At 45.8% G+C, this 17327-nt stretch carries 14 protein-coding genes; 10 read left to right on the forward strand and 4 right to left on the reverse strand.

All coding sequences use genetic code 11. The features are described 5' to 3' along the window. Positions 1-96 precede the first annotated feature (96 nt). From CLOSA_RS21145 to CLOSA_RS21175, 7 genes are all read left to right on the forward strand, one after another. Positions 97-1857, forward strand: a complete 1761-nt coding sequence (locus tag CLOSA_RS21145) for a cache domain-containing sensor histidine kinase (protein ID WP_013274768.1) — start codon at positions 97-99, stop codon at positions 1855-1857. After that, on the forward strand, positions 1854-3278 hold the full coding sequence (locus tag CLOSA_RS21150) for a response regulator (protein WP_013274769.1): 1425 nt from the start codon (positions 1854-1856) through the stop codon (positions 3276-3278). The genes CLOSA_RS21145 and CLOSA_RS21150 overlap by 4 nt, the downstream gene beginning before the upstream one ends. A gap of 152 nt (positions 3279-3430) precedes the next feature. Next, positions 3431-4042 carry a TetR/AcrR family transcriptional regulator gene (locus CLOSA_RS21155; RefSeq protein WP_013274770.1) on the forward strand — a complete coding sequence of 204 codons (612 nt, stop codon included), beginning with the start codon at positions 3431-3433 and terminating at the stop codon, positions 4040-4042. Next, positions 4039-6543: a phosphoenolpyruvate synthase gene (locus CLOSA_RS21160; RefSeq protein WP_013274771.1), complete on the forward strand. Its 2505-nt coding sequence runs from the start codon at positions 4039-4041 to the stop codon at positions 6541-6543. Before CLOSA_RS21155 ends, CLOSA_RS21160 begins: the two co-directional genes overlap by 4 nt. Then, the gene (locus tag CLOSA_RS21165) at positions 6540-7412 is read left to right on the forward strand and encodes an ABC transporter ATP-binding protein (protein WP_013274772.1); all 873 of its coding nucleotides are present in this window, start codon (positions 6540-6542) and stop codon (positions 7410-7412) included. The genes CLOSA_RS21160 and CLOSA_RS21165 overlap by 4 nt, the downstream gene beginning before the upstream one ends. 10 nt (positions 7413-7422) lie before the next feature. Then, on the forward strand, positions 7423-8220 hold the full coding sequence (locus CLOSA_RS21170; RefSeq protein ID WP_013274773.1) for an ABC transporter permease subunit: 798 nt from the start codon (positions 7423-7425) through the stop codon (positions 8218-8220). A 2-nt stretch (positions 8221-8222) separates the two neighbouring features. Next, positions 8223-9020 carry an ABC transporter permease subunit gene (locus tag CLOSA_RS21175; protein ID WP_013274774.1) on the forward strand — a complete coding sequence of 266 codons (798 nt, stop codon included), beginning with the start codon at positions 8223-8225 and terminating at the stop codon, positions 9018-9020. A 32-nt stretch (positions 9021-9052) separates the two neighbouring features. Here the strand turns inward: CLOSA_RS21175 and CLOSA_RS21180 are convergent, their stop codons facing one another. The 4 genes from CLOSA_RS21180 to CLOSA_RS21195 form a co-directional block, all read right to left on the reverse strand. Beyond that, entirely contained in the window at positions 9053-9670 is a 618-nt protein-coding gene (locus tag CLOSA_RS21180; RefSeq protein WP_013274775.1) for a lactate utilization protein, read from the reverse strand. A gap of 65 nt (positions 9671-9735) precedes the next feature. Continuing rightward, positions 9736-11286 (reverse strand): sodium/proline symporter, encoded by a 1551-nt coding sequence (locus CLOSA_RS21185; protein WP_013274776.1) that lies wholly within the window; start codon positions 11284-11286, stop codon positions 9736-9738. Between the two features lie 221 nt (positions 11287-11507). Further along, positions 11508-12095, reverse strand: a complete 588-nt coding sequence (locus CLOSA_RS21190; protein ID WP_013274777.1) for a TetR/AcrR family transcriptional regulator — start codon at positions 12093-12095, stop codon at positions 11508-11510. 488 nt (positions 12096-12583) lie between these two features. After that, positions 12584-13942, reverse strand: a complete 1359-nt coding sequence (locus CLOSA_RS21195; RefSeq protein WP_041708736.1) for a citrate/2-methylcitrate synthase — start codon at positions 13940-13942, stop codon at positions 12584-12586. Positions 13943-14215: 273 nt separating this feature from the next. Here CLOSA_RS21195 and CLOSA_RS21200 point away from each other — a divergent pair, with 273 nt between their 5' ends. The 3 genes from CLOSA_RS21200 to CLOSA_RS21210 all read left to right on the forward strand — a co-directional run bounded on the left by CLOSA_RS21200 (position 14216) and on the right by CLOSA_RS21210 (position 17311). Continuing rightward, positions 14216-14866 (forward strand): trimeric intracellular cation channel family protein, encoded by a 651-nt coding sequence (locus tag CLOSA_RS21200; RefSeq protein ID WP_013274779.1) that lies wholly within the window; start codon positions 14216-14218, stop codon positions 14864-14866. Positions 14867-14886: 20 nt separating this feature from the next. Then, complete coding sequence (locus CLOSA_RS21205) at positions 14887-15597, forward strand: TIGR01906 family membrane protein (protein WP_013274780.1); 711 nt, start codon at positions 14887-14889, stop codon at positions 15595-15597. A gap of 154 nt (positions 15598-15751) precedes the next feature. Next, on the forward strand, positions 15752-17311 hold the full coding sequence (locus tag CLOSA_RS21210; protein WP_013274781.1) for a D-alanyl-D-alanine carboxypeptidase family protein: 1560 nt from the start codon (positions 15752-15754) through the stop codon (positions 17309-17311). Positions 17312-17327: the final 16 nt, after the last annotated feature.

Consider the following 17327-nt stretch of genomic DNA (forward strand, 5'->3'; position numbering starts at 1 on the left):
ATCTACACTTTCAGGCTCAATTCCATCATTTTCCCCCCAGGGGATTGAAAAACATAGATAATATGGATACAATATAGGCCCAGGAGGTGATTCAACATGAAAAAACGCCAAAGCTTTCAAAACCGGTTTTTGGCCCTGTTTCTCATCAGTATTGTTATGCCCATTATCATCATGGCAACCATTCTTGCCTTTTACTTTCAAAACAGGATTTACCAGGACAATGAAAAATACTTTTCAACCTCCCTCTATTCCATTTCAACCAACTTAAGCACCTATGTGTCCGACTTAAAACGGCTGGCCCTGACCCCTTATATTTATGATGATATTCTAAGTTTTTATGCAGCCGTTGAAAATGGGAAATACACAAAAGATGGTTCCTTTGACTACCGGATTGAACGTCACAGGCAAAATTATACCACTTCCATGCAGCGAATATTAAACACGGCCAGGGAAGATATCCTGGCAGTTTCTTTCATGCCGTTAAATCCGGATAACAATATCATCGTTACTGCAACAAAAACCAGCGACCTTATGAATACCACTGACTGCCCCTATCCCCAGGAACCCTGGTATCAGCAGGTTATACATGCAACGGATCCCTATTACTTTATGGTATCAGAACCTCCTCCTTATATCCGCTCTGAGACTACGGTCATCTCCGCCCTTCATACGGTCCGCAACGTATACACCAAACGGAAGCTGGGCGTCATCCGTATTGATGCCTCCGACAAGATCATCAAGGATATTTTCAGCAGCGTAAGCCTAAGCGAAAATTCAGGCTTTGTGATCGCAGGCCAGGATGGAACTCCCGTTTACCAGGTTGGAAAAGTGGAGAAAGGCGTCCTCGAAACGCTCCCTTCCCGAGAAAATAAAATCCGGACAGACTCCGATACGTACCTACTGTATAAAAGCGATATTTCAGGAATGCCCTGGCAGCTTATTTTTGTCTCCTCCCAAAAAGATATTTTTAAGCAAGTATCCATAGTGTGGAGCCTGGCTGCTATTTTAAGCCTTTTCTCCATTCTGGCTGCTTTCTCTATTTTCCGTTCCAACTCAAAAAAGACTGCCCTTGCCTTAAACTCCATTTTAAATACCATGAAAAAGGTAGCACGGGGAGACTTAGAGGCTTCTGTCCCAGATACAGACCTTTTGCAGAACGATTCCTTTAACACAGAGGAATTGTCCCTGATTGCGGAAAATTTAAATGAGATGATCCAGAAGCTGGAGCTTTACATCAACCGGTCCTATAAATATGAGATCGACCGGCAGGAGGCAGAGTACCGGGCCCTTCAAAGCCAGATCAACCCTCATTTTCTCTACAATACTCTAAACTGCTTTCTCACTATGAACCGGATCGGAATGAAAAAAGAGCTGGAGGACAGTATTATCCAGCTCACCAGAATATTCCGCTATACCTGCAGCGATGCAAAGCTTACCACGGTTTTGGAAGAATTTGAATTCTGCATCCAATACTGCAATCTCCTTAAGATACGCTATGATGAACGGCTGACCTTTATAAGCTCCATGGAGGAAGAGGCAAAGAACATTTCCATTCCAAGACTTCTTATCCAGCCCCTTGTGGAGAATGCCTTAAAGCATGGAATGGACGGGGACGGCATTTCCATTACCATCTCCATATCTGCCTCCATAAAGGACCATACCCTGATCCTGGAAGAAAAAAACAACGGAATACCCATTCATATCCAGGAAGTATACTCTGATGGAAAGGTTGGCATAAGAAATGTGGAAAACCGGATAAAAATCTTTCACCCCCATGCAGTCTTTGAAATCAATCTGACTGGAAACATTACTTCTATGACAATCAAAATACCTCTGGAAGGAGAAACCTCATTATGAAAATACTATTAGCCGATGATGAACGGCTGATCCGGCTGGGATTAAAAAGCATGATCGAGGAGCTTTATCCTAACGTACACCGGTTTTTTGAAGTGGAAAACGGAGAAAAGCTTTTAGAACAACTGGAAACGGATATGCCGGACCTGATATTCCTGGATATCCACATGCCAATGCTCACTGGACTGCAGGCATTTTCCCGGTTTCATGAGCGGCAGATCCCGGTGGTCATGCTGACCGGATATGCGGAGTTTTCCTATGCACAGGAAGCTTTAAGACTCGGGGCCATTGACTATCTTTTAAAACCGGCTAGTCTTTACGAAGTCCGGGCCACCATGGAAAAGGCAGCATCTCTTTTTGGAGAGCGGGAGCTTTTGCTGAAAAAGGATTATGAGCTGGAATTTGAAAAAATTCTGGACCTTTATACATCCATCCGGTTTTTACAGACTCCAAGGCACGTTCTTCCTCCTTACACGGCTGTTCTTTTTTATATTGACCATTACCACAAAGAAACCTTTAAAAATGACTTGGATGAATTAAATACCATGCTCTCAGCTATCTCCTCCCGCCACGGTGCCAGGTTTACATTGACGTTTCTTCCTACAGGGGAAATCTGTTATCTTACCAGCACTGCGGTTCCCCCTGAGGAGTTTCAGAAAGAGCTGATACTATTTCATAAGACCAGCGGATGTGTTGCAACCGGATTTCACATTTCAGCCGGGGATCTTTCTCAGCTGTTTGCCCAGTTTGAGGCCGTTCAAAAGGCAGAAAGCCTGCGCTTTTGCGTTGGCCTTGGATCGGTTTTATCAGAAAAAGAACGGCTTACTTTTTCTCTGCTGCTGCCTTTTTCGGATTTGCTGGAAAAGCTTTTGATTGCCCGCCAGACAGATGATGTGATAGGTTTTCAGAATCTTCTTCACACACTTTCTCACTTTTCTTATGAAAAAGAGGTTTTTGAACTTTGTGATGATTCCTTAAACCGCATTCTGACCATGGAATCCGGTACGCCCGCCAGCATTCTCTCCTATGGCCAGCTTTTGGAATTTTTAAGGCAGATGACTTCTCAAAACCAGAGTATTGACTTAATTGATAAAATCAACGTTTATATGGAGGAACATTATATGGACCAGATTGGAATCAATACCATAGCAGATATGATAGATATTTCACCCAATTACTTAAGTAAAATCTATAAATTGAAAACCGGAGAAAAATTTGTTGACCACTTAACCGGCGTCCGCATAAAAAAAGCAATGGAGCTTATGGCAGGGGGACATACTGCCACAGTACGGGACACTGCTGAGCGGGTAGGATATTTCAGCACCCGGTACTTTACCAAGGTCTTCTTAAAAAGTACTGGAATCTCACCTTCCGAATATTTAAAGGGCCATATGCTGAGCGAAGGGAACCCTGCCGTTCCGTAAGAGACCAGAGCCGTTTTAGGACTTCCAGCCTATGGAAGATGATACAAATAATTCAAAATAAGATGCAATTTCTCATATTGACCGAATCGGTTCATGGTGTTATAATCAGATCATAAACCGATTCGGTCAATATGGTTTCAGAAGGTGAAATTATGGAAAAATTGAAAGAACTCTCAGAAGAAAAGCGGCAGCCCATCCTAGAGGCTGCATTAAAGTGTTTCGGAAAGCATGGATACAAAAAGGCCTCCATGGGTGACATTGCCAAAAGCAGCGGAATATCCAAGCCCATGCTGTTCCATTATTTCGGCACAAAAAAGGATTTATACCTTTCCCTGTCAGAATATGTAAGAAATGTTATGGTTGACGCATACAAACGAAATGAAATTGACGTATGCGGCGATTTGTTTGAGCGCATCACCGCAGCTTCAAGAATGAAAATGGGCATACTGGAAAAAGATCCGCACATACTGAAATTTATCATCAGCATGGTTGAAGAAACGGATGAAGAGGTCATTGACATCACAAAAAGGATTATGCCGGAAGCCCAGCGGTTTTCCTATGACCTGGTGGTGAAAAAGGAGGACGCGGCTAAATTTAAGGAAGGTGTGGACATTGATGCGGTCATGCGCCTGATGTTCCTGATGGCGGAAGGATACGCCTATGAAATGTCCAACGGCCGGTGTGATCTTTTAAAAATCATGGAAGAACTGGAAAAAACCATGCACATGCTGAAAAGCAACCTATATAAGGAGGAATACCTGTGAAGTATATACTGAAAATTCAGGATAAAGAGGCCGGTTCCATCAGGATATCCGGCGGCAAGGGAGCCAGTCTTTCAAGGCTGACCCAGCGGTTCCCGGAAAAGGTTCCGGATGGTTTTATTATTACAACAGAATTTTTTAAATACTATATCCAGCCTGCCGTCATCCATGTCCAGGATGATATAAAATCTGCGGTTGCCGGACTGACGCTGCCCGCCGATGCAGTAAAATTGATCCAATCCGCCTATGAAGACCTTGGGGAGAACATTTCCGTTGCCGTCCGTTCCTCCGCCACGGCGGAGGATCTGCCGGATGCTTCCTTTGCCGGCCAGCAGGACACTTTTTTAAACGTCTCCGGTTTTCAAGCCGTAACAAAAGCCGTCATCAACTGCTTTGCCTCCCTGTATAACCAGAGAGCAGTTTCTTACCGGGCCAAAAACGGGTTTGACGAAAGTGAAGTCCAAATGGCTGTAGTCGTGCAAAAGATGGTGGTGGCAAAGGCGGCAGGGGTTATGTTTACCGCCGATCCCATAACCTCCGACCGTTTTACAACTGCCATTGAAGCAGTGGAAGGACTTGGGGAAGAACTGGTGTCCGGTCGTAAGACCCCGGTTACATGGACGGTCAAGGGTGGTACCGCAAAGAAAAGAAACGGCGCAGAGTCATGTCTTACCGAAGCCCAGGTAACCGCTCTTTCTTCCATAGGGAAAAAGATCGAAAAGGAATTCGGCAGCCCCCAGGACATTGAATGGTGCTTTGACGGACAAAGGTTTTACATTGTCCAGTCCCGGGCAATCACCACCCTTTTTCCCTGCCCTTCCTCTCCCGATGGCTTTAAACGCTGCTTTATCTCCGTGGGACATTTACAGATGATGACCGACACCATGCTGCCCCTTGGCATGTCTTTTTGGAAATTGATGTCAGAAACTGTAAACATCACGGAGATTGGCGGCCGGCCTTATATGGAGATCACCCATAATCTGAATAGCCCGGCAGGCAAAGCTCTGGTGAGGCAAAAGCTTTCCAATTCCGATGAGCTGATGAACCACGCATTTCATCAGGTTCTGGAAAGAAAGGATTATATTAAATCCATTCCCAAAGGTCAGAAAAGCGAGTTTGCAATACCAAAGTATGTGATCAAATGTATCATTGCCGGATTGAAAATTTACCGGAAAAACAATCCGGCCATCATTGACGGCTACAACCGCCGTATGGAAGCAATAATCCAAAAAACCAGAAATGAACTTGCAGGCCGAAGCGGCAAAGCGGCGATCGATTACATGATAAACGATATGGAAAATCTCATGAAGAGCCTGTTTGACCCGGATGGTTTTGGCCCGCTTATGGTGACGTTCTTCCTTACAAAGCCTATTGATAAGGCTGGAAAACTCCTTCTTGGAAAGGAACATATAAGCGTTGATGTATCTAAATCCGTAAAGGGGAACATCACCTCGGAAATGGGTTTTTCCGTCAGCCGTATTGCAGATGCAGCCAGAGATTATCCGGAAGTTTTAAAATATCTTGAAACAGCCGGAGATAAATTTCGGATTGAGGATTTAAAGAGACAGCAGGGCGGAGAGGATGCCGCAAAAGCCTTTGAAGAATTCTTCTCACGGTATGGAATGCGCTGTCCCGGAGAGATCGACATCGCAAAACCCCGGTTTGCGGAAGCGCCTGGAAAAATCCTTCCCACCGTATTGGCCGACGTAAGGCTCCCCAAGGGCCACGCAGAGCGAAGGCTCCTTCAGGGACAGAGAGAAAGCGAGGAAGCGGGAAAGGCCTTGGTTTTGGCTGCCAAAAAGAAATGGGGAGCCAGGAAAGCCAGGAAGCTGGCAAAACAGCTTTCCTTTTACCGGAATTTCTTAGGCCTGCGGGAATCCCCGAAATATTACTGGATGAAACGCTATTGGGAATACAAACAGGCGATCATCCGGGAATCTGAAAAGCTGGTGGAAAAAGGCAGACTGAGAAATGTGGAGGATGTTTTCTATTTAAGCCTTCCGGAGCTGGCCGGCTTATTTTCAGGAGAATGGAAACCCGATTATATAAAAATTGATGCAATGCGTGCAGATTATGAAAGGTACGCCTCCCTGACTCCGCCCCGCTTAATCTTCTCCGACGGGGAAGTGGTGGAAGGAGAATACAAACGCAAGGTCCCGAATGGGGCACTGCCCGGGCTTGCCGTATCGGGAGGTGTGGCAGAGGGCCGGGCCAGGGTCATCCTGGACATCGCAGAGGCCGGAAAAATAGAAAAAGGCGATATTCTGGTGACCAAATTTACTGACCCCAGCTGGACACCAGCCTTTATCTCCGTAAGCGGACTTGTTACGGAGGTAGGCGGAATGGCTACCCACGGTGCGGTTATCACACGGGAATACGGCCTGCCCGCGGTGGTAGGTGTGACCGATGCTACAAAACAAATAATGGATGGAGACCGGATCCGTGTAAACGGCAATCTGGGGTATGTAGAGTTTTTGGAGTTAAGAAAGGAGGCTCTCCAGTGAAAGCAATTCATATTAAAAACCTTACCAAGAGCTATGGGGATCACAGGGGCATTGAGGATGTGAGCTTTTCCGTTGAAGAGGGGGAGATTTTCGGATTTATCGGACCAAATGGGGCAGGCAAATCCACTACCATCCGCACGCTTCTGGCCCTGATCCGTCCCACCTCCGGCAGTGCGGAGATCTTTGGCAGGGACTGTATCAGACAGGCAGCAGAAATCGCAAAGGATGTGGGATATCTGCCAGGAGAGTCCGCCTATTATGACAATATGACGGTCCGGGAGCTGGTAAAGTATGCGGCGGATTTATATGGCGTAAAGAACGATGATAAAATAAAAGAGCTTTCCAGGCGCTTAAACCTGGATTTGTCCCGGAAAATCGCCGACTTATCCCTCGGCAACAAAAAGAAAGCCGGAATCCTGTGTGCCTTGCTCCATTCTCCCAGGCTCATTCTATTAGACGAACCCACCAGCGGTTTAGACCCCCTGGTCCAGCAGGAGTTTTTTGAGATTTTAAAAGAAGAAAACAAACGTGGCGCAACGATCTTCTTTTCTTCCCACGTCCTGTCAGAAGTGCAGAAAGTCTGCGGCCGGGTGGCCATTTTAAAGGAAGGAAAAATAATCGGTGTACAGAAAATCAGCCAGCTTCGGGCCAACAGTCATAAAAAGATCAGCGTTACGGCAGAGGAAATACCGGCAGGATTTTTTGACCTTGGGGGGATTACCAATTATCATCAGGAAGGCAATGGCGCCTCATTCCTGTTTATGGGGAATATGGGAGAGATCCTGGCAAAACTATCCGCATTAAAAGTCCATGACCTTTTTATCGAAGAACCGGCGCTGGAAGAAATTTTTATGCACTATTACAGGTGAGGTGACGGGGATGACTGTATTTAAATATGAACTGAAACAGTTAAAGAAAAATATTATCATCTGGTCCCTGTCTATGGGCGGTCTGATCTTTCTCATGCTTCCCACTTACCTTGGTTTTATCTCTGGGGCAGATGAAATGATGGCGGGGGCCATAAATAACAACTCCATGTTTGAAGCCTTAGGAGTTAGTGCTGCCTTTGTAATGACCCCCCTTGGCATGTTCAGCTTTTTAAACCTCTTTGCTATGACAGCGGCGGCAATTCACGGAATGAGCATTGCTTTTTCCTCCCACACCAAAGAATTTGTAAACAAATCAGCTGAATTTCTGCTGACTAAGCCCCATTCCAGAAGCAGGGTATTTTTTAGCAAGCTTCTTGCCTGTACAGCAGACAGCCTGATTGTGGGAACCGCTTATATCATAGGAGCTGCACTCGCCCTTCTTACCGTAAAAGGCATTTCCATTGATTGGAGGGCATTCCTTCTCATAGGAAAATCCCTTGTGCTGGTAGAGCTGATGTTTGTGGTTTTGGGGACAGCTGCAGGAACGTTTTTTCCCAATGTGCGGACTCCTGTACTTTTATCTTCCTGCGTCATGTTTGCCTTATTCTGTTTAAGCTCCATGTCAAAAAAGATCCAGGTACCGGTGCTGGGATATTTCACCCCTTTTGCATTCTTTGATCCTGTAAGCATCGCTGAAACCGGATTTTACCAGTGGAATTTCGTGGTGTGGTATGTGATCCTGGCCGGGGGGCTGCTGTATGTCAGCAGCAGTGCATACCGGAAAAAAGATATTGTATTTGGAGGCTGAACATGAAGACGATATATTTAAAAGAGCTGAAATTAACAAGAAAGCTGTTGATGATATGGCTGGTGCTGGTGATAATGCTGACAGGATTTGCAGCAATAGAATTTGTGGTGCTAAAGGATGCTATGGGGGAAATCGCAAAAATGGCGGAAGACTTCCCAAAGATCATATTGATTTTATTCGGACTGAATGGGATAAAAATTGACACTCCCCTGGGGGCCTATCAGTGCATGGTATTCTGGACCGGCTTACTGGCCTTCTTTTATGCGGGATTTGCAGGGGTATTTGCTGTTTCCAGGGAAGAAACGTTTGGCACCAGCGAGTTCCTGTTCACAAAGCCTTATAAACGTTCCGCCATCATCTGGGCGAAAATCGGAGCGGCAGTAACAAATCTTGGGGTGTTTTCCCTTACCATGGGGATCATGTCGTATTTGTGCATCATCCTGCCGCTGGGAGATACCAGCTTTACCGGCATTCATATCCTCACTACCGCCGGAATGTTTCTGATACAAACGGTGCTTTTCACCACCGGACTGTTTATCTCCAGCCTTGCCAATAACTATAAATCCGCAAGCCTTTTTACAATGCTTGCGGTTGCGGGATTTTATGGGGCCAGCTTTGCCCTTGATTACGCCGGCATAAGAAATTTCCTAAACGTGCTGACACCGATTGGCTATTTTAATGTGGTATCCATTTCAGAACACGGGTTGAATCCTTTTTATATCCTGCTTTCCATGGGGATCACTCTGGCAGGGTGTATCATGGCCGCCGGTCTTTATGAAAAGAGGGATCTGCGCCATTGAGGAAAATAATAATAGCAGAGGAACCGGGCTTTTCAATAGCCCAGTTCCTCATTTACAAGGATCACTTTGATCCTGTCTTTTATAAACTGGCCTGCAATCAGAACAAAATCATTGCAGATTCTCTCCTTATGTCTGCAGTCTACGCAGCGCCCAAGGGCTGCGCAGGGAGTTGCCTTGTTAAGACGCTTGGCATCCAGGGGCGCTGCAATCTGCCTGGCTCGTTTAACCGCAGCATCCACATCTTCCGTAATTTTATTCACTCCTGCAACAACGATGACCTGTTTCGGGCCGTATAGCATGGGAGCCACCCGGCTGCCGTTGCCGTCAATGTTAAAAAGCGTTCCATCCATAGTAACTGCATTAACTCCCGTAAGAAAGGTATCAGCCGAAAAATTCTTCAAGTATATCTCTCTTTTGCCTTCTTTTGTAAGGGAAGGGTCAAACTTATCCAGAAAGTTTACCTTTCTTTTCCTCAAATCATCAAACACTTCCATTTGTTCCAGGGTAACGGAATCCCCGCAGCCTACGGTAGTTCCATCTGCAATAAGCGTTCTCAATAGTTCCAATAGTTCTTTTTTATCCTGAACCTGAAAACCTGCCATGTTATTCCGCTGCAGGTTCTTTATCAGGGAAGGGGGATAAAGCTCCATAAATATTTCCTCCAAAGCATCCTGTTCTTTCCGGTCAGCAGGCGGTCTTCTGATAGGAGCGCATGTTACTGTTCAGCCGTAGTTTTACCAACTGATTCAAATTCCTGATAAATCTCTTTGGAAGGCGGTGCTGTAACCAGTGATACGATAATGATAGCAGCGCATGCTGCAGTAAAGGCCGGGAGAAGTTCATAAATATTCCATATTCCGCCTAATGGACGTACTGCATATTTCCAAATAAACACCATAACACCACCTGATACCATACCGGCAATGGCGCCCCATAGATTGCTGCGCTTCCAGAACAGAGCAAAAAGCATTACCGGTCCGAAGGAGGCACCAAAGCCTGCCCAGGCAAAGGAAACAATAGTGAACACAGAGCTGTCAGGATCCCAGGCCAGAATCACACCAACCAGGGCCACTCCAATCACCGTAAGCCTTGCAACCAATTTAGAAGCTTTTGCGCTTACTTTAACCTTAAAAAAGTCCTGCAAAAGATTCTGGGATACACCGGAAGCTGCAGTTAAAAGCTGGGAATCCGCGGTTGACATGGTACAAGCCAGGATTCCCGCCAGAACCACGCCTGCAACGATGGCTAATAAGAACCCGTTTCTCCCCAAAATATCTGCCAGTCTGATGATAACGGTTTCTGCATCAGACCCGGTTGACAGCATGGGAATATGGCCCGCAATGGAAACACTGTATCCGATGATTCCAATGAGAATCGCAACGAACATGGAAATAACCACCCATACCGAAGCAATTCGGCGGGAAGTCTTAAGCATATCTTCATCACTGACAGCCATAAAGCGCAGCAGGATATGAGGCATTCCGAAATACCCCAGCCCCCAGGCCATGGTGGAGATAATAGATAGAAAACCGTATGGAGAAGCACTGCCTTCCCACATGTCGTGAACCTGGGTCATGCTTAAATAGCCCTCAAGAGACCGGGCATTCTCCATAACATTGTTCCAGCCCCCGGAGGCGGAAATTCCGAAAAAAACTATGATGACCAGTGAAATGCTCATGACAATGCTTTGGATTAAATCTGTGGTCGATACAGCCATAAATCCGCCCATCACGGTATAACCCACAATGACGGCCGCTCCTGCAATCATGGCACCATGGTAATCAATCTGAAACAGACTGTGAAACAGCGTGCCTACGGCCTTGAAACCGGATGCAGTATATGGAATGAAAAAGATCAGAATAATGACAGCAGAAATACACATCAGGAAGTTTTTATCATCCCGGTAACGCCTTGAAAAAAAGTCAGGAATGGTAATGGCATTGCACACCACCGAATACCGGCGAAGCCGTTTCGCAACGAGCAGCCAGTTTAAATAGGTACCCACAGCCAGACCAATGGCGGTCCAACCTGCATCTGCGATTCCGGTTAAATAAGCAACTCCGGGAAGTCCCATAAGCAGCCAGCTGCTCATATCAGAGGCTTCTGCGCTCATGGCCGTAACCAGAGGACCAAGCTTCCTTCCACCCAGATAAAACTCATCGGCAGAATCACCGCCCCCCTTTTTGCTGTAATAAAATCCTATGTAGACCATACCGATCAGATAAATGATAATAGCGGATAAAATCCCTGCCTGCCCTATGCTCATCGTTCCCTCCTGTTGTCAAAAAGTTGATACAGCTTTTTACGTAAACCAAAAAGCCATAATAGGAGTATTATAGCATGGGTAAATATAGAACGCAACGCAGAACTCAGTATAGACTATATACTAGACGTTTTTTAAATTAAATTCCATTTCCCCTTATTTTAAAAGGGTTTTATACAAGACGATAATTTATGACAGGCACAAGACAAGTTTTATTTCCAATATTATTCTGGAAGAAAACCGCTTAAGAAGGAAGGCAGAACCGTAGCGCTGTACTGTCGGAGCGAATATTCTCCGCCGCATAAACACCAGTCATACATGAGAGACCTCTCGCATAAAGCATAAAGCTTAACCATTTCACTGACACTGAAACGGGTGCCGATCTGCCCCTTTTCCTGACCCTGGGCAATGATCTTTCTAAGAAGCCGATAATAAGTCCGGTTATGGTCAAGGAGATGCTTTTCTCCGTTGGTAACAAGCTGAGTGGAAAGAAGTCTTGCCAGCAGATCAATGGAAATGCTGTTTTCGATCATGCCAAACAATTCGCTGTTAAGAAACAGGAGCTTTTCCATCGCAGGCATGTCCGGATCAATGGTATTGGTCAGTTCTTCATATTTATCGTCAAACAGAACACTCAAGGTGCTTAGCAGGGCATCCTTACCATCAAAATAATGATAAAAAGACCCCTTGGATGTCCGGGACAGTTCAATGATTTCTTCTACCGTGGTATCCTCATATCCCTGTTCATAGAATAATTTCCAGGCCGCATTCACGATCTTTCCCCTGGTATTCCGCACATTTTTTTTGGCCATGCCCTGCCCTCCTTTCATTCCATTGGCTTTGATCTTCAATTCTACCACAAGTATACCACAGGACAAGTACCATCCTTCTATCATCTGCTTTCACCGGCCGCCCACTCCTTTTTTATACTCCAGAGTCCTGCCTGCATATCTTCAAATTAAATAAGGATCATCCACCATGGGCGGAAAAAAATCCGCCGTCTGTATAATCGCCATTTCCTCACTGATCTGATAAACGCAGGCATCATCCGCAGTATCAAAGCCAACGATCAATGCCGGATCGGATAGCTTCGGTAAACCGCCAATGATATTTGAAAGAGCTCCCGGCCCTAATTTTGCCGCTCAGCCTCCGCCGGATACAAACCTTGTGAGCAATCCTTTTCCTTCCATATGAAGCACCGCCTTTCTGAAAACTTATGATATTGATTTTTGTATTTACTCCGGTTTCCTTAGGGAACGCTTCTCTGATTCCGGCTCCGGTTAGTATGTGATTCTGCTTCCTACCTGTCTCCCAGGGACTTATATTCCTCTTCCTGCATTACACTGATGTAAGCCGGACGGATGATTTTATCCATGTTGATCAGCTCTTCAATCCGGTGGGCACTCCAGCCTACGATTCTTGCAATGGCAAAGATGGGGGTGAACAATTCATTGGGAATGTCCAGCATGCTGTACACAAAACCACTGTAAAAGTCCACGTTGGCGCTTACGCCTTTGTAGATCTTTCTCTCATCTGCAATCACCTGGGGGGCAAGACGTTCGATCATGGAATAGAGGTTAAAATCCTCCAGGCGTCCTTTTTCCTCTGATAACTGCTTCACAAAACCTTTGAATATTTCCGCACGGGGATCGGATTTGGAATAAACCGCATGTCCCATACCGTAAATAAGGCCTTTTTTATCAAATGCTTCCTTATGGAGAAGCTTTCTTAAATAATTCTCCACTTCCTCCTCATTTTTCCAGTCCCGGACCTCCTTTCGTAAGTCTTCCATCATTTCCACCACCTTGATGTTGGCACCGCCATGCTTAGGGCCTTTTAAAGAAGCAAGGGCAGCTGCAACCACGCTGTATGTGTCAGTACCGGAAGAGGTGACCACATGGGTCGTAAAGGTAGAGTTGTTACCGCCGCCATGCTCCATATGAAGGATGAGGGCCAGATCAAGAACATGGGCTTCCACTTTGGAATACTTCATATCCGGCCTTAGAAGCCTTAAGATATTCTCCGCCGTAGACAGCTTCTCATCCGGCCTGTGGATGTACATGCTTTCCCCTCTTTCATAGTGGTTGAATGAGTGGTATCCATAAACTGCCAGCATGGGCATCACACTGATCAGCATCAAGCTTTGGCGGAGCACATTCGGTACGGATATGTCGCTGGCCTTATCATCGTAAGAGGCCAGAGTCAGGATGCTTCTGGCAAGGCAGGACATCATATCCTGGCTGGGTGCTTTCATGACCACATCTCTGACAAAATTAGTGGGCAGAGTCCGGCTGTAGCCCAGGGTCCGGGTAAAGCGTTCCAGCTGATCCTTGTCCGGCAGATCTCCGAAAAGAAGGAGATAGGCGATTTCCTCGAAACCGAAACGTGATTCTCTCACAACACCGTTTACCAGATCATGAATGTTATATCCCCGGTAAAACAGCTGGCCTTCACATGGTACCTTTTCTCCGTCTACGATCTTGTTTGACAGAATTTTCGACACCTTGGTCAAGCCTGCCACAACGCCGCTTCCGCTTTTGTCCCTGAGTCCCCGCTTTACTTCATATCTGTCATAGGCTTCCAGGTCGATCCTTTCGTCATTTAAACAGATATCGGACCACTCGTCCACATTTCTAAAAAATTCTTTCTGGTTCATCATGCACACCTCTTTCTTAAATCAGGTCGTCAAGTTTCACTGCTTTCCTCCCATTGGCTCCCTATGCCTGCGTCAACCCCTTTCGGTTCTTATTGAATGATCCAAAAATTCACATTTGAACTTTTCAATATAATATATAATTTTTTTTAAAAATGCAAGTAATTTTTAAGCATACTGTCCGCCCTGTCTTTTATGCCATCGGGATATATTGACAAATTCCCCTCCAAATCTTATACTTGCCTTAATTTCCTTTTGAGGAATACATCGGAGGTTTTCATGAAAATAGATCTTTCCCTGTTTTTCTTTGTAGAAGCCATTGGAACCATTGCTTTTGCCTCTTCCGGAGCTATGGTTGCCATTAAAAAACGGCTGGATCTTCTTGGAGTAATTGTACTTGGTGTCACCACTGCCGTGGGAGGGGGTATGTTAAGGGATATTATAATAGGAAATGTGCCCCCTGCCCTTTTTAAAGACCCGGTCTATGTATTGCTGGCCTTTATAACGGTTATGCTTCTATTTATCATCGTAAGGATGAATCAGGAGATCCTGGCAGGACGTTCCATAGAAACCTATGAAAAGGTCATGAACATATTTGATGCCATCGGCCTTGGTGCCTTTACTGTTGTAGGGATTGATACAGCAGTTCTGTCCGGTTATGGGGATTATGATTTCCTCATTATCTTTTTAGGCGTTATCACCGGAGTCGGAGGCGGCATACTGCGTGACATTATGGCCGGACAAACTCCCTATGTCCTTAGAAAACACATTTATGCCTGCGCTTCCATTGCAGGCGCTATCCTTTATGCAAAGCTTATGAACTGCATGAACGGCAATATCGCCATGGTGATCGGTGCCTGTTCCGTGATACTGATCCGCCTTCTGGCGACCCGCTTTTGCTGGAATCTGCCTACAGCAACAAAAAACTAAATTCCTCAAGGAGGACACCAATGAACCGTTTTCTTCAATATACTGCCGGAATCATTTTTTCCCTCTGTCTCATGACCGTGCTGTTATTTACCTCCGTGGAGGCCGCCGTATACTGGGTGCCGGGATACTTTGAAAAAGAATATGCCAAATACAATGTAACCGAATCCGTCTCCATGACAATGGAGGATCTTCTTAACGTTACCGGGGAAATGATGTCCTATCTGCGGGGCAAGAGAGATGATCTTCACGTGGAAACCACCATGGGAGGCGTAGAACGGGAATTTTTTAATGCCAGGGAAATCGCTCATATGGAGGATGTCCGGGGATTGTTTTTAGGTGCCCTTTCTATACGGAGAGGCTGCCTCATGGTCATGGCTTTATGTCTCATGATCCTTCTTCTATTAAAAACCAGCTTTAAGAGAACATTTCCCAGGGCCGTATGTGCGGGAACCGGAATCTTTTTTTTCCTGTCTGCTGTCTTAGCAATCATTATTTCTACGGATTTCACCAGGTATTTTATCCTGTTTCATCATATCTTTTTTAAAAATGACTTATGGATGCTGGATCCTTCCACGGATATGCTGATTAACATCGTACCGGAAGGCTTTTTTAGGGACACAGTTTTCCTCATCGGCTCCATCTACCTTTTCTCCATCCTTATGATCTTCGCCGCCTGCCTCTTTCTTATGAGCAGGGCCGGAAGGAAACAGTCCCAAACCGGAAGCATGTAAACCCACCGGATATACAGGCATATCCACTGGTTTCCTTGGCATGCAAATACAGAAAAAACAGCAAATAATCTTTACTTGTCAAGGCAAATAACCTATACTGTAGGTTGAAGTATTGTCTGAAACCCAACCAACGATTATGGAGAGATTGCTCAATATGACTCAAATTATAAAGAAGTTTTCTATATTTTTTCTGTGCCTGCTTTTTCTTGTCTCCTCTAATACAGAGACTTCTCTGGCGGCTGAAGACTGGCCTTCCGGTATATCGGTCCAGGCCCAGGGGGCTATTCTGATGGATGCGGACACCGGTACGGTTCTGTGGGGACAGAATATACACAACCAATATTTTCCCGCCAGCATAACCAAGGTCATGACCGCACTTCTGGTCATAGAAAACTGCAGTCTGGACGAAACTGTAACTTTTTCCCATAACGCCGTTTACAATGTAGAGTCAGGAAGCAGCAACGCAGGAATCAATGAAGGGGACAAGCTGTCTGTGAAAGACTGTCTCTACGCCCTGTTGTTAAAATCAGCCAATGAATCGGCCAACGCTCTTGCAGAGCATGTGGCAGGAAGCACCGAAGCCTTTGCCGATATGATGAACACCCGGGCAAAGGAGCTTGGATGTACAAACACCCATTTTTCCAATCCGAGCGGCTTAAATAACCCGGAGCATTATACTTCCCCTTACGACATGGCTCTCATAGCAAGGGCAGCATTTAACAATCCGGTATTTGGAGAAATCGACTCTACAACCTACTATAAACTTCCGCCTAACTCCATTAATAAGGAAGGGCTTACCATCTATCCCGGTCATAAGATGATGCGGAAAAGCACCCCTTACTACTATCCGGGCATTGTCGGCGGAAAAACAGGCTACACCACCCTGGCCGGCAATACTTTGGTCACCTGCGCGGAAAGAAATGGGTTAAAGCTGATCACCATTATCTTAAAAGGATCAACTCCCCAGTATTGGTCTGATACTAAAAATCTTCTAAATTTCGGTTTTGATAATTTTGTGTCCTTAAAGGCGGCAGATCATGAAAAAACCTACAGCTCCATTACCAGCGACTTAAGCTTCAGCGGATTGACCATCACGAAGCCGGAGGCCCTGATTCTTGACCCGGACAGCCGGATCATCCTGCCAAAAACAGCAAGCTTTTCTGATGCAAAGCCGGAGCTCAGCTATGATATTTCATCCGGGGACCCGGAAAATGCCATTGCTAAAATCAATTACCGTTACAACGACCGTGTGGTTGGCTGTACCTTCCTGGAGGTAAATGATGCTTTATTCCAGAATAAGGCACAGGAGACAAAAACAGCCACCAATCTGCAGGCTGAAACCTACTCTGCATCCGGAGATGCTCCGGATCCGTCTGCTGCCCAGACTTCCACAACACCTTCCAGAAAGAGTCTGGAAAAAGAAGCAGAAGATTACAGGGAAAAGGCTTTGCGGCCTTTTGAAATCCCATTGGCAGCATGGCTCATATTAGGAAGTGTGGGAGCCGCCGCAGTCATCGGCGGGGCTGTCGCCTTCTTTCTATACCGGAAGCATAAGGAGGAACAGGATTTTCTTATCAGGCGGGAACAGCGCATGAAACGACTTCAGGACTCCGGTGTTTCAGCCGATGAGTTCAACAGCATCATGGAACAAAGGCGCAGTTCCTATTCATCAAAGCGGAAAGGACGGCGGGGCGGCCGTTTCAAATTCCGCTAGATACCAAGGGGCAAAA

It is taken from the genome of [Clostridium] saccharolyticum WM1, assembly GCF_000144625.1.
In the GTDB taxonomy this organism is placed as follows: Bacteria; Bacillota; Clostridia; order Lachnospirales; family Lachnospiraceae; genus Lacrimispora; species Lacrimispora saccharolytica.

Excerpts from the sequence above, each read along its gene's own strand:
- CLOSA_RS21145 (WP_013274768.1), top strand. The coding sequence starts at position 97 with ATGAAAAAACGCCAAAGCTTTCAAAACCGGTTTTTGGCCCTGTTTCTC.
- CLOSA_RS21150 (WP_013274769.1), top strand. The coding sequence starts at position 1,854 with ATGAAAATACTATTAGCCGATGATGAACGGCTGATCCGGCTGGGATTA.
- CLOSA_RS21155 (WP_013274770.1), top strand. The coding sequence starts at position 3,431 with ATGGAAAAATTGAAAGAACTCTCAGAAGAAAAGCGGCAGCCCATCCTA.
- CLOSA_RS21170 (WP_013274773.1), top strand. The coding sequence starts at position 7,423 with ATGACTGTATTTAAATATGAACTGAAACAGTTAAAGAAAAATATTATC.
- CLOSA_RS21175 (WP_013274774.1), top strand. The coding sequence starts at position 8,223 with ATGAAGACGATATATTTAAAAGAGCTGAAATTAACAAGAAAGCTGTTG.
- CLOSA_RS21180 (WP_013274775.1), bottom strand. The coding sequence starts at position 9,670 with ATGGAGCTTTATCCCCCTTCCCTGATAAAGAACCTGCAGCGGAATAAC.
- CLOSA_RS21185 (WP_013274776.1), bottom strand. The coding sequence starts at position 11,286 with ATGAGCATAGGGCAGGCAGGGATTTTATCCGCTATTATCATTTATCTG.
- CLOSA_RS21190 (WP_013274777.1), bottom strand. The coding sequence starts at position 12,095 with ATGGCCAAAAAAAATGTGCGGAATACCAGGGGAAAGATCGTGAATGCG.
- CLOSA_RS21195 (WP_041708736.1), bottom strand. The coding sequence starts at position 13,942 with ATGATGAACCAGAAAGAATTTTTTAGAAATGTGGACGAGTGGTCCGAT.
- CLOSA_RS21200 (WP_013274779.1), top strand. The coding sequence starts at position 14,216 with ATGAAAATAGATCTTTCCCTGTTTTTCTTTGTAGAAGCCATTGGAACC.
- CLOSA_RS21205 (WP_013274780.1), top strand. The coding sequence starts at position 14,887 with ATGAACCGTTTTCTTCAATATACTGCCGGAATCATTTTTTCCCTCTGT.
- CLOSA_RS21210 (WP_013274781.1), top strand. The coding sequence starts at position 15,752 with ATGACTCAAATTATAAAGAAGTTTTCTATATTTTTTCTGTGCCTGCTT.